Origin of the sequence: Variovorax sp. 160MFSha2.1, assembly GCF_048305075.1 — a bacterium.
Classification (GTDB): Bacteria; Pseudomonadota; Gammaproteobacteria; order Burkholderiales; family Burkholderiaceae_C; genus Variovorax; species Variovorax guangxiensis.
The window spans coordinates 6,373,620-6,385,895 of sequence record NZ_CP157624.1; the positions used below are offsets into that span (position 1 = coordinate 6,373,620).

General features: G+C 70.5%; 13 protein-coding genes. 8 read left to right on the forward strand and 5 right to left on the reverse strand.

The window, feature by feature from the left end:
• The first annotated feature begins 35 nt into the window (after nt 1-35).
• The 6 genes from ABL838_RS29485 (at nt 36) to ABL838_RS29510 (ending at nt 5,529) form a co-directional block, all read left to right on the forward strand.
• Entirely contained in the window at nt 36-2,285 is a 2,250-nt protein-coding gene (locus tag ABL838_RS29485; protein WP_418123159.1) for a hypothetical protein, read from the forward strand.
• 62 nt (nt 2,286-2,347) lie between these two features.
• Nucleotides 2,348-2,953, forward strand: a complete 606-nt coding sequence (locus ABL838_RS29490; protein WP_418123161.1) for a hypothetical protein — start codon at nt 2,348-2,350, stop codon at nt 2,951-2,953.
• Between the two features lie 44 nt (nt 2,954-2,997).
• Nucleotides 2,998-3,588, forward strand: a complete 591-nt coding sequence (locus tag ABL838_RS29495; RefSeq protein ID WP_418123162.1) for a hypothetical protein — start codon at nt 2,998-3,000, stop codon at nt 3,586-3,588.
• Nucleotides 3,585-4,079: a hypothetical protein gene (locus ABL838_RS29500; protein WP_418123163.1), complete on the forward strand. Its 495-nt coding sequence runs from the start codon at nt 3,585-3,587 to the stop codon at nt 4,077-4,079. The genes ABL838_RS29495 and ABL838_RS29500 overlap by 4 nt, the downstream gene beginning before the upstream one ends.
• The gene (locus tag ABL838_RS29505; protein WP_418118307.1) at nt 4,076-4,888 is read left to right on the forward strand and encodes a hypothetical protein; all 813 of its coding nucleotides are present in this window, start codon (nt 4,076-4,078) and stop codon (nt 4,886-4,888) included. The genes ABL838_RS29500 and ABL838_RS29505 overlap by 4 nt, the downstream gene beginning before the upstream one ends.
• Entirely contained in the window at nt 4,885-5,529 is a 645-nt protein-coding gene (locus tag ABL838_RS29510; RefSeq protein ID WP_418123164.1) for a hypothetical protein, read from the forward strand. Before ABL838_RS29505 ends, ABL838_RS29510 begins: the two co-directional genes overlap by 4 nt.
• A 43-nt stretch (nt 5,530-5,572) precedes the next feature.
• Here ABL838_RS29510 and ABL838_RS29515 read toward each other — a convergent pair whose 3' ends face one another.
• Nucleotides 5,573-6,613, reverse strand: a complete 1,041-nt coding sequence (locus ABL838_RS29515; RefSeq protein ID WP_418118309.1) for an ABC transporter substrate-binding protein — start codon at nt 6,611-6,613, stop codon at nt 5,573-5,575.
• A 56-nt stretch (nt 6,614-6,669) separates the two neighbouring features.
• Nucleotides 6,670-7,578 carry a LysR family transcriptional regulator gene (locus ABL838_RS29520; RefSeq protein ID WP_418123166.1) on the reverse strand — a complete coding sequence of 303 codons (909 nt, stop codon included), beginning with the start codon at nt 7,576-7,578 and terminating at the stop codon, nt 6,670-6,672.
• A 104-nt stretch (nt 7,579-7,682) separates the two neighbouring features.
• On the opposite strand from ABL838_RS29520, the gene ABL838_RS29525 reads away from it, so the two are divergent.
• Nucleotides 7,683-8,696 (forward strand): zinc-dependent alcohol dehydrogenase family protein, encoded by a 1,014-nt coding sequence (locus tag ABL838_RS29525; protein WP_418123168.1) that lies wholly within the window; start codon nt 7,683-7,685, stop codon nt 8,694-8,696.
• Between the two features lie 186 nt (nt 8,697-8,882).
• The gene (gene aqpZ, locus ABL838_RS29530; protein WP_126025443.1) at nt 8,883-9,590 is read left to right on the forward strand and encodes an aquaporin Z; all 708 of its coding nucleotides are present in this window, start codon (nt 8,883-8,885) and stop codon (nt 9,588-9,590) included.
• 39 nt (nt 9,591-9,629) lie between these two features.
• Here the strand turns inward: aqpZ and ABL838_RS29535 are convergent, their stop codons facing one another.
• The 3 genes from ABL838_RS29535 to ABL838_RS29545 form a co-directional block, all read right to left on the reverse strand.
• Nucleotides 9,630-9,968 (reverse strand): hypothetical protein, encoded by a 339-nt coding sequence (locus tag ABL838_RS29535; protein WP_369660497.1) that lies wholly within the window; start codon nt 9,966-9,968, stop codon nt 9,630-9,632.
• Between the two features lie 192 nt (nt 9,969-10,160).
• Nucleotides 10,161-11,528: a sensor histidine kinase gene (locus ABL838_RS29540; protein WP_418123170.1), complete on the reverse strand. Its 1,368-nt coding sequence runs from the start codon at nt 11,526-11,528 to the stop codon at nt 10,161-10,163.
• Nucleotides 11,529-11,586: 58 nt separating this feature from the next.
• Nucleotides 11,587-12,243: a response regulator transcription factor gene (locus ABL838_RS29545; RefSeq protein ID WP_176665079.1), complete on the reverse strand. Its 657-nt coding sequence runs from the start codon at nt 12,241-12,243 to the stop codon at nt 11,587-11,589.
• Between the last annotated feature and the right edge of the window lie 33 nt (nt 12,244-12,276).

Below are 12,276 nucleotides of genomic sequence, written 5' to 3' on the forward strand. Positions count from 1 at the left end.
CCGTTTCCGGCCCGCCCGGAGCCGCGAGGCGCCCGGTGGCCGCCCTTGCATGGCTCGAGTGCACGACCGCCCTCGCCTGGCTGTCCTGTGCGCAGGCACAGGCGGAACCCCAGCAGCAGTCGCAGGCGAGCGCCCCGGCCGCCCATGCCGTGGCTGACGCGCGCATCGAAACCCTCGACCGCGCGCAGGCGGAGCAGGCGCGGCTGAAGGCGCTCATGGAATCCGCGCCCAAGGCCTACGAAGACCGCTTCATGACGCCCGACACCGCCCCGCCGGACCGGGCTTCGGCCGAGCAAGAGCCCGAAGCCGCGCAGCCCGAGGGCTACCGCGCCTGGCTGGTGGAAAGCCGCATCGGCTTCGGCGAGGCCACCACCACCGGCTACGGCCGCCAGCGCGCGACCGAGCTGGGCCAGCGCTTCGAGTACCGCCGCGAGACCCTCAACTACGGCGAATTCGTGCTGCAGGCCGACGGCCGCCACCTCGGCGGCGACAACACCACGGGCAGCGGCTTCGGCATCGGCTCGCTGGGCTATGCGCGCGAGAACACCAGCGGCCGCTTCACGCTGCGCAACCTCGGCTTTCCGCTGACCACCCGGACCTTCGCCGACACCACCGTGGGCGACACCTACAGCGAGCTCACCGACGGCCTCTCGCGCAACTACCGCCTTTCGCTGGGCTCGACCACCGTGCGCGGCGCCTCCGCCCGCGTCTTCAACAGCGGCCTCGACCTGCGCGCCGGCTTCGGCCAGCGCGGCAACCTCACGGGCGGGCCCTATCCGGGCTTCGAGAAGAGCCAGGGCACGCTGGGCTGGCTCGGCGCCACGCTGCGGCTGGACGACAAGTGGTTCACCGCGTTCCAGCTCGACCAGGCGCGCAATGTGCCCGCCTACTACTACGACCCGCTGACGGCCCAGGGCTTCGGCCGCAAGGACGTCACCAGCTGGGCCACCTCGCTGGGCTACGGCCGCGAGGTGCTGCGCGACGGCGACCTCAAGGCGCGCGCCACGCTGGTGGGCAGCCGCGTGAGCTCGCCCACGCCGGGCGTGGCCACCGGCGATTCGCACGGCCTCTTCGTCGAGGCGAGCGCGCGCACCGGCCTCTACCGCCACGAGTTCGGCGCCTATGCCGCGCGGCCCAACCTGTACTTCGGCGACTACGCGCTGGCCACCGGCACACGCGGCGCCTATTGGCGGGTGGATCGCAACACCAGCCGCATGAGCTGGGGCGCCGGGCTGGACTACGAGCGCGCGGCGACCGACGCGAGCTTCCGCCTCTCGGGCTACCGGCGCGTGGGCGCGAACGGCAACTTCCAGTACCTCTTCGACCGCTACAACTCCATCGGCGGCAGCGTGAGCGCCTACCGCACGCGCTACGAAGCGAGCCCCGCCGGCAGCCTGCCGGGCACGTCCACCGGCGCCGGCGACGGCCGCAGCCTCTACGCGAGCGCCTTCTACCAGACCCGCTTCTTCGACTGGCCGCGCAGCCGCTTCACGCTGACGGTGCGGCGCAACGAACTGGTCGTGCTGGGCGACACCGCCGCCACGGGCCAGGAAGTGCAGTGGGAGCAGGACTGGATCGGTGGGCGCTCCGAGACCATGCGCCCCGAGCTCACCACCACCATCGGCCACGCGCGCGACCGCAGCGGCGGCACCGCCCGCAGCTATCCGACGGCGGGCCTGCAGTTCCGCTACTGGTTCGACGGCGGCTTCAACGTGGGCGGCAACCTGCGCTACACCTCGCAAAGCGGCGGCCTCTACACCAGCCGGGGCCTGTCGGGCTCGCTCACGGCCGAGAAGGACCTGGGCTCGGGCTGGCGGCTGGGCTTCATGGCCAACTTCAACCAGGCGCGGGCCTCGCTGCTGCCGACATCGTGGTCGGGCCCCAGCCTCTACCGCAGCAATGAGAAGACGGCCTATGTCTACCTGCGCTGGGAGGGCAGCGCCGGCACCGGCTACCGGGCCGCCGGCATGCGCACCGAGGGGCCGGGCGGCGGCAGCGTGTCGGGCCGCGTGTTCTACGACGCCAACCGCGACGGCGAGGAGCAATCGGGCGAGGGCGGCGTCTCGGGCGTCGAGGTGCTGCTCGACGGCCGCTACCGCGCCGTCACCGACCGCGACGGTCGCTTCGAATTTCCGATGGTGACCACCGGCCGCCACCAGCTGACGCTCCGGCTCGAGAGCGTGCCGCTGCCATGGGGCGCGGCCGGCGAGAACGGGGTGAGCGTGAACGTTCCGCTGCGCGGCCATGCCGGCGCGGCGATCCCCGTCGTGAAGGTGGGCGAGTGAACGAACGAACCGAGCTGCCTGCCGCCTCTTTCCCCCTCATGCATTCAACCCAAGGAGAGTCCATGACCAGAGCACCCATCTCCCGCAATCTGCAGGCGCTGTGCCTCGCGGGCCTCGCGCTCGCCGGCGCCAATGCCATGGCCGAGAGCCAGTACGGCTCCGGCACGGGCACGATCACGGCGCAGGCCAGGGTGAACCTGAGCGTGACGGTACCCAAGCTGATCCTGCTGCGCGTGGGCTCGACCGACACCACCATCGACACAGTGACCTGGGCCTCCACCCTCAGCATCCCGCCGGTGCCGACCACGCCGGTCACGGGCAACAACACCAGCGTCGACTGGAACGGCGCGGCGCCCACCGTCGCGCCCGCGTCGACCACGAACACGCTCAACGTGTACGCCTGGACCAACGCGGGCGCAGGCACCATCAATTGCGCCATGGGCACCTGGGCGCCCGCGGCCGGCGGTCCGGCGAACGCGGACTTCACCGTCGCGACCACGGGCACGCTGCCGCACCCCGGGGCCAACCTCGGCGCCTGCGCCTCGACCTCGTTCCCCTCGAACGCAGTGGCATCCGGCACCTGGGCCTACACGCTGGGCGGCGCGCCCGCCGGCTGGGTCGCGGGCACCTACACGAACACCATCACGTACACCGCCCAGGGCATCTGATGCCCGCGCGTGCGGCAATGGCGACGGCGCTCACGGCTGCGGCCATGCTTTCCGCAATGCCCGCGCGCGCCGTCATCACCACGGTCACCGACACCGGAAGCACCTACAGCCTGACGCTGCGCGTGGGCTCGGCCGGCGCGACCGTCGACACGGTGGCCTTCAGCGTGACCGGCGCCAACGCGGGGCTGACACCCACGGCCGTGACCGGCACGCCGGCCATCAGCGTCTGGGTGATGCCGGTGCGGCCGGTGGCCAACACCACCGTGGCGCGGCCGGTGACGCTGCGCGTCGATTCATCCGCTGCCCTGACCTGCCAGTCGGGCGGCTGCGGCAGCACTGCCATTCCGTTCAGCAGCATCAGCTGGGTGGCCACGAACAACAGCAGCGCGGCCTCGGGCGACATCCAGAGTGGCCGCTTCACCGCCACGGCCAACCAGACGATCGCAAGCTACAACGCCAACGCCACCTTCTGCGTCGGCCCGCTCGGCCTGCCCTGCGTGCTGGGCGTCGGCACCTGGACCTACCTGTCGAACAACATCACGGCCACGCAGCTGCAGTTCTCCTACGACAACAACGTCGTGTATCCGGGCGGCAGCTACAAGGGAACCGTGCGCTTCACGGCGTCGATGGAATGAAGCGCCCGCCCCTCCGCACGGTCCTCGCGGCAGGAGCGGCTGCTGCGTCGCTGCTGTGCGTGCCGGCGCGGGCGGCGCTCGAGCGGCTGGACGACTCGGCCTCGCCGCGCGCACAGGTGCGCAGCGACTTCGCCAACGCCCAGGGCATGGACGGCCACATGCTGGTGCTGCCGCTCGGGCGGGTCGAGTACCGGCTGGCCACCGCGCCGCACGTGGGCCGCCGCGCGCGCATCTTCTACGTGATCCCGGCGATGGTGGCGGGCCTGCGCTCTCCCGCCGGCATGCTGGTGCAGTGGCGCGGCAACGGCGCCTTCGCCGGCGGCAGCGGCCGCCCCGGCGACCGGGTGCAGGTGTGGAACGGCGTGGTCCAGTCGCCGTGGATGAACGAGACCTTCGAGCTGACGCTGCGCGTCGATCCGCGCGAACTGCGCATGCCATCGGGCTCGGCGCTGAGCTTCGAGTCGTTCTTCGAAATCGAGACGCTGCCATGAACGCACCAGCCTTTCTCGCACCCCTCTTCCTCGTGCTGCTCGCCGCTGCCGGGACGGCGACGGCCGCGCCCTTCGAGCTGGCCGTCACCCCGTCGCGCTTCGAGCTCGCGGGCAAGGCCGGCGCGCGGCTCGGCCAGTCGCTGGACATCCACAACCTGGCCTCGACCGCCTCCGAGGTGACGATGCGCACCATCGACTGGAGCTATTCGCCCGAAGGCAACATCGGCTATCACGACGAGCTGCTGCCCGGCAGCTGCAGGCCGTGGGTGGTGCTGGAGCGGCGCAACGTGACGGTGCCCGCGCGCGGCAAGCGCTCGTTCCGCTTCCAGGTCGAACCGCCGGCCGATGCGCCGCGCGGCGAGTGCCGATTCATGATCGCCATCGAGGGCACGGAGCCGGCGCAGCAGACCGTCATCCGCGGCGGCGGCGCCAGCCTGAGCCTGCCGGTCACCGGCCGCATCGCGGTGGCGGTGTACGTCATGCTCGACGGCGCGGAGCCCAGGCTGGAGATCAGGCAGATCGCCAGCGGAGAAGCCGGCGGCGCGCGGCGCGCGGTGGTGACGGTGGCCAACACCGGCGACGCCCACGGCCGGCTCGAAGGCAGCCTGGACGCCACCGACAGCAAGGGCCTCGCGTTCGAGCTGGTGCCCGAGGGCACGCCGATCCTGCCGGGCCAGACGCGCACGCTGGCGCTGGTGCCCAAGGGCGAGGGCGGGCAGCCCCCGCCGCAGCCCGTCTATCCGGTGAAGGCCAGCGGCAGGCTGGACTGGGAGAAGGGCAGCTTCAAGGTCGACGTGGAGCTGAAATGACGCTTCGCGCGACGCACGCCGGACTGCTGGCCCTTGCGCTGGGCACGGGCCTGGTGACCGCCGCGCGGGCCGCCTCCAGCACCGCCGGCCCCAGCGCGACCGTGCCGCTGAGCACGGGCGTGAACCTGGACTTCACCATCGCCATCGACAAGTTCATCTTCTTCCGCATCGGCGACGGTGCCTGGCCCACGCCGGGCGGCACCGTGAGCACGGTGAGCTTCGCGCTCACGCCGTCGATCCCGGCCGTGCCCACCACGCCGATCGCGGGCAACAACACACCGGTGAACTGGAGCGGCGCGGCGCCCGGATTCGGCGTCACGCCCTCGGGCAACGCGCTGCCGGTGGAGGTGCGCAGCAACGCGGGGCAGGTCACGCTGCGGGCCACCGCGACGACGCCGCTGGCCAGCGGCGCCAACACGATCCCGCTGTCGGAGATCACCATCGCCAGCAGCGACGCCAACCTGCCCGCGCCGCAGATTCCGAACACGGGCACCGGTGCCGCCGTGAATGTGGTCGGCACGGCCTTCGCCAACCTCGTCACCCAGCGCACCGCGACCTGGACCTTTTCCTACGCCAACCTCGCCAGCCGCACCGCCGGCACCTATACCGGCCAGGTCACCTTCACCGCCAGTTCGCCCTGAAGCGGCTCGGCTCGGAGAATCGTTCACGGTGCCGGGGCGAGCCCTATCTAGGCAACGACTCCACCTCGCGCGTCCAGCGGTCGATGAGGCGCTTGCGCTCGGCCGCCTTGCCGTACTTCTCGAAGTCGTACCTGATCAGCTTCACGTCGGCCATCGACGGGATGCGCGGATCGGGCTTGAAGGTCTTGTTGGCCGGCGACTGCAGGCTGCCCGCCTTGCCGCCGATGGCCTGCCCCGCGGGGCTCATCAGCCAGTCGTAGTAGCGCCTGGCGTTCTCCTTGTTGCGCGCGCCCTTCACGAGGGCGATGCCGCCGATCTCGTAGCCGGTGCCCTCGCAGGGCGCGGCGGTCTTCACGGGAAATTTGTCATACCGCCAGCGCTCGAAGCCGAAGATGAAGCTCACGCCGATGGCCACCTCGCCCTTGGCCACGTTGGGCGCCTGCGCCTGGCCGCTGCGGGTGTAGCTGGTCACGTTCCTGTGCAGCTTCTTCAGATAGTCGAAGGCCTCCTCCTCGCCCATCTGCTGCACCAGCCCCGCAATGATGGTGTAGGCCGTGCCGCTGGTGGCGGGATGCGATATCTCGATCTCGCCCTTGTATTCGGGCTTGATCAGGTCGGCCCAGCACCTGGGCTCGTGCAGCTTTTTCTTCTTGAGCACGTCGGTGTTGAAACCGAAGCCGATGGCGCTGGTGTAGAAGCCGCCCACCATGTTCTGCGACAGCGCGTACTGCCGCACCGCCCAGTCGTGCAGGTCGTTGATGTAGGCCGGGCGGTAGGGTTCCAGCAGGCCCTGCTCGGCCGCCTGCAGGAACGGATCGCCGGTGCCGCCCCACCAGATGTCTGTCTTGGGATTGGCGGCCTCGGCGCGCAGCTGGGCGCCGATCTCGCCGGTGCCCTTGTGGGCCTGCTGCACCTTGATGCCGGTCTCGCGCGTGAAGGCCGTGGCTGCCGCCTCGCACCAGCCGGCATCGGTGCTGCACAGCGCGTTGACCGTGCCTTGCGCGGCGGCGTTCGACGCTCCAAGAAGGGCTGCCGTGGCGAAGCCTGCGGCGACGGCGATGTGACGGATGGCGGCTGGGCGCATGCGCGGATCTCCTCGTTGTCTTTGTTGGAAGGCGCAGGATAGCGCCCAACAGGCGTTCAGCGCGCGGCCAGCAACGGCGGCAGGTGCTCGGCCAGCCAGTCGGTCACCACGCGCGTCTTCAGCGGCAGGTAGCGGCTGCGCGAGCGGATCACGTTCAGCGCGAAGCCGAAGGGCCGGGGCTCTTCGAACACGCGCACCAGCGTACCCGCCGCGAGCGCGTCGGCCGCGAGCCATGCCGGCAGCCGTGCGAGGCCCATGCCGCCGACGGCCGCCTCCAGCAGCACCTCGGCGCTGTCGCAGCGCAGCCGCGAGGGCGGCGTCACTTCGACGAGGCGCCCCTCGGCGTCGTGGAAGCGCCAGGACGAGACCTGCCCGTCGCGCGCGTAGAGCACTGCCCCGTGCCCTTTCAGCTCGTCGACGCCGGCGGGATGCCCATGCGCGGCCAGGTAGCCGGGCGAGGCGCACAGCACCATCCACTGCATGCCGACCGGTCGCGCGACCAGTTCCGCGCTGTCGGCGAGCTCGCCGCTGCGGATGGCGAGATCGAGTCCCTCCTCGACAAGATCAACGCGCCGGTCGTTGAACGAGAGCTCCAGCGACAGCTGCGGATGGTGCCGCGCCAGCGCCAGCAGCAGCGGCCCGACCTTCAGCCGGCCCAGCATCGCCGGCATGCTCAGTCGCACGAGGCCCGAGGCGGTGCTGCGCGCCACGTCGGCGATGGCCTCGGCCGCATCGAGCTCGGCGAGCGCGCGGCGGCAGCGCTCGTAGTAGCCGTGGCCCTCCTGCGTGAGGCTCTGGCTGCGCGTGGTGCGCAGGAAGAGCCGCGTGTCCAGCCGCGATTCGAGCCGCGCGATGCTCTTGGCGACTGCCGAGCGCGTGACGTGCAGACGCTGCGCGGCCAGCGCGAAGCTGCCCGCCTCCACCGCCGCGACGAACTCTTCTATGCCTTGCAGACGCTGGCTCATTGGATACTTTTGGGCGCCATTGATCGGAAAATTATCCACCACCGGATATCTTTGATCGTCAATAGCATGAAGGCTTCTTGTCTTTCTTTCCCTGGAGCACCTTCATGCAAGAACCCCGAACGCTGCGCCGCTGGCAGCTTCCCGAATTCGGCCGCGCCCATCTCGAACAGGGCGAGGCGCCGCTGCCCACGCCGAGCGCGAACCAGATCCTCGTGAAGGTAGGCGCGGTATCCCTCAACTACCGCGACCTGCTGATGATCCGCGACGGCATGGGCATGGCGATCGGCATGCCCTTCGTGCCCGGCTCCGACATGGCCGGCACCGTGGTGGCCATCGGTGCTGGCGTGACGCGCTTCGCGGTTGGCGACCGCGTCGTCAACACCTTCTGGGGCGGCTGGATCGACAGCCACTGGCATGCCGACACCACGCCGCTCGGCGGGCCCGGCCCCGGCATGCTGGCCTCGCACGTGTTGCTCGATGCCGCATGGGCGGTGGCCGCGCCCGGGACGCTGAGCCTGGCCGAAGCCAGCACCCTGCCCTGCGCGGGCCTCACCGCATGGTTCGCGCTGGTAGAGACCGGTGCGCTGCGTGCGGGCGAGACGGTGCTGATCCACGGCACCGGCGGCGTTGCGCTCTTCGGCCTGCAGATCGCGCGGCTGCACGGTGCGCGGGCCATCGTGGTGACGGGCGGCGACGAAGCCAAGCACGCGCAGGCCCTCGCGCTCGGCGCCACGCACGTGCTCGCGCGCGACGGCGACTGGCCCGCAGAAGTGCGCCGCCTCACGCAGGGGCGCGGCGCCGACCACGTGCTCGAACTCGCGAGCGGCCCGAACCTCGACCGCTCGCTGCAGGCCGTGAAGCAGGGTGGGCGCGTGTCGATCATCGGCATGCTCGGCGGCGAGACGCTCAGCGCATCGTTCTACGCGATGGTGCTGGGCCGCGTGACGGTGCAGGGCATCGGCGTGGGCCATCGCCGCGCGCTCGAGGACCTGGTGCGCGCCGTCGATGCGAACGCGCTCAAGCCGGTGATCGCGGCGAGCTACTGCTTCTACGCATTGCCCGAAGCGCTCGACCATCTGGAGCGCGGCGCCTTCGGAAAGATCGTCGTGGCGCTGTAAAAGATCACGAAACCCATTGGTGCCGCAGATGCAACGCAGTTGCGGCAATGCACAAAGCCGCGGCATCCGTGAACAGGTTCCGTTAGTGCCAACGACTTGCTCGACGCTCCCTGTTTGCGTTCCTAGAATCCGCCCGCGCATCGCCCCGGCGGCATGCGCGCCTTCTCAACTTCAGGATGGAGCGGTATGGAACACAGTACCTATAAAAAATGGTCTGCCGAGTTCATTGGTACTTTCTGGCTCACGCTCGGAGGCTGCGGAAGCGCAGTTCTGGCGGCTGCCTTTCCAAACGTCGGCATCGGCCTGCTCGGCGTCTCGCTGGCCTTCGGCCTCACGGTGGTGACAGGGGCCTACGCACTGGGCCCGATCTCGGGCGGGCACTTCAATCCGGCGGTGTCCATCGGCCTCGCCGCCGCGGGCCGCTTCAAGGCCTCGCAGCTCGCGGGCTACATCGTGGCGCAGGTGCTCGGCGCCATCGCGGCGGCGGGCATTCTCTATCTCATCGCCACCGGCAAGCCTGGCGCGGACATCGGCGGCTTCGCCACCAACGGCTATGGCGAACACTCGCCCGGCAAGTACGGCATGACGGCCGCATTGCTGTGCGAAGTGGTGATGACGGCCGTGTTCCTGATCGTGATCCTCGGTGCCACTGCCAGGCGCGCGGCCGGCGGCTTCGCGGGGCTGGCCATCGGCCTGTGCCTCACGCTCATCCACCTGATCTCGATTCCCGTGACCAACACCTCGGTCAACCCGGCGCGCAGCACGGGCCCGGCCCTCTTCGGGCCGTCCTATGCGGTGTCGGAACTGTGGCTCTTCTGGGCAGCGCCCATCGCGGGCGCCATCATCGGCGCGGTGATCTATCGCGCACTGCTCAGCAACGGCAACGACGACTGATCGCCGTCGTCACCGGCCGGCGGCGGTTGGCCTTCCGGATCAGCTGCCGCTGCCCGACTTCACCATCGGCAGTGAAGTCGATTGCCCGATCGGCTCGGTGCCCGTCGGGTGCGACGCCGCATAAGCGCCGGCCTGGATGTCGGCCACCGGCATCGTCGAGCTCATCGCGGGTGCGCTGGTCGACTGGCCGATGGGCTCGGTGCCGGTCGGACGCGCGGCGGCCATGGCGCCGGCCTGGACCTCGGGCTTCTCGGGCGAATTCATCTGCAGCGGATGGAAGTCCGAACCGTCGGTGGTTTCGGCCGATGCGTTGATGGTGCCCACCGCTGCCAGCGCAGCAAGGGAACCGACGGCGAGAAGCTTGAAGGAAGTGCGCATGGTGTGTTCTCCTGATTGATTGAAGCAGGTTGTCTCCGGTCACATGCCATCGCGCGAACTGCGCGTGGCAGGACCTGAACGCACTCTAGGCACGCCGACTGAGTTGGATGTGAGCGAAGAGTTAGGCGCGCGTGAGCGCCGCTCTTTTTTCTAAAGCTTTGGACCGCACCGCCTGCCAGTGCGCAGCAGTACTCAAGGCAGATGCACCCGCGCCATCAGCCCCGGCCCATCGGTGCGGTTGCGCAGTTCGATGCGCAGTCCATGGCGCTCCGCCGCCGTGCGGGCAATCGCCAGCCCCAACCCGCTGCCGCCCGCCGCCGCACCCGGCACGCGGAAGAAGCGGTCGAACACGCGCCCCATGGCGGCCTGCGGAATGCCGGGGCCGTTGTCGAGCACGTCGACCACCGCGTGGCCTTCGACCTGGTGCAGCTTCACGTCGACCACGCCGCCTTCGGGCGCGTAGCGCAGCGCGTTGTCGATCAGGTTGTCGAACACGCTGCGCAATTCAGCCACCGGCGCGACCACCACGGCGGCGATGCCGCCCTCGAAGCCGATGTCCACGCGCCGCGCGTCGGCCAGCACCATCAGCTGGCTCACGCTGTCGCGCAGCAGCACCTCGATGTCGACGCGCTCGTTCGCGCCGCCCACGCGCGGCGCGTCCTGCCGCGAGAGATGCAGCAGCTGCTCGATCAGGTGCTGCGCGCGCGTGACGCCCGCCTCCAGCTGATTGAAGCGCTCGGTGGCCTCGCCGGCCGGCACGTGCGCGCGCAGGTTCTCGATCTGCAGGCCGATGGCGGCCATCGGCGTGCGCAGCTCGTGCGCCGCGTCCTGCACGAAGCGCCGCTGCGTGGCGAAGGCGCTGCGCACGCGCGACAGCAGATTGTTGAAGGCGCTCACCAGCGGCGCGATCTCGTCGGGCACGCGCGCGAGCGACAGCTCGGTGGGGCTGCGCTCGTCCTGCGAGGCCACGTCGCGCGCCACCGCGCGCAGCGAACGCGACGCGGCCGACACGATGATCCAGAGGATCAGCAGCGCCAGCGGCAGCAGCAGCGTGATCGGCAGTCCTTCCAGCAGCGCGCGGCGCAATGCGCGGCGGCGGCGGTAGTCCTCGTTCTGCAGCACCTGCACGCGCGGCTGGTCGGCGCGCGAGCCGGGCTCGGCGGTGAATACGCGCCATGCGGAGCCCGAGTGCGTGCCGGTGTTCACGTCGCTGAAGCCGGGGCGCGCCTGCAGCGGCACCGTGAGCACCGGCCACGATGTGGCGCGCAGCGTGCTGCCGTCGGCGCTCCAGATCTGCACGATGAAGGCGCCGCGCGAGAAGGCGGCCTCGCCGTCCATCGGGCGCGGCAGCTTCTGCGGGTCGCTGCCCGCGTACGACTCGGCCACGAGGCGCATCTGGTCGTCCAGCGCGTTGTGCACGAGGTTGCCGTAGGCCATGAAGGAGAACCACGCCGTGAGCACGGCCGCGCCCAGGTGCAGCGTGATGAGCCACAGCAGCAGTTGCGTGCGCAGCGATCGCGGCCGCCACCAGCGGCCCGGGCCGCGCGAGGTTGCGTTCATCGGCAGGCCAGTCCGGCAGCCCGGCCCCGAAGTGCGTGGAGCCTGCGGGCGAGCATCATCATGCGGCGACGCGCCAGCCCAGTCCGCGCACGTTGCGGATCGCATCGGCGCCGAGCTTGCGGCGCATGCCGTGGATCAGCACGTCGATCGCGTTGCTGGTCACTTCTTCGCCCCAGCCGTAGATGCGGTTCTCCAGCTGCTCGCGCGACAGGATGGCGCCGGGCCGCTCCAGCAGCGCGTGCAGCAGCGCGAACTCACGCGCGGTGAGCGCCTCTCGCGCGCCGTTGACCACGACTTCACGCGTGGTGAGGTCCAGCTGCAGCGCGCCGCTGCCCACCAGCGAGTGCGCGGCCCCGTCGCGGCGGCGCACCACGGCGCGCATGCGCGCGAGCAGTTCGCGGAATTCGAAGGGCTTGAGCAGGTAGTCGTCGGCGCCGAGGTCGAGGCTGTGGATGCGGTCGTCCAGGCCGTCGCGCGCGGTGAGCACCAGCACCGGCGTGGCGTCGCCGCGTTCACGGGCGCGGCGCAGCACCTCGGTGCCGTCCTGCCTGGGCAGGCCCAGGTCGAGCAGCACGCAGGTGTAGCCGCCGTCGCCCAGCGCGCTCTGCGCCAGCTCGCCGTCGCGCACCCAGTCCGCGGACCAGCCCGCGCCCTCGAGCGCCTGCTTGAGGCTGCGCCCGATCATTTCATCGTCTTCCACCAACAGCACGCGCATCGCGGCGACTCCTTCGGCCGCAAGGTAGCACGC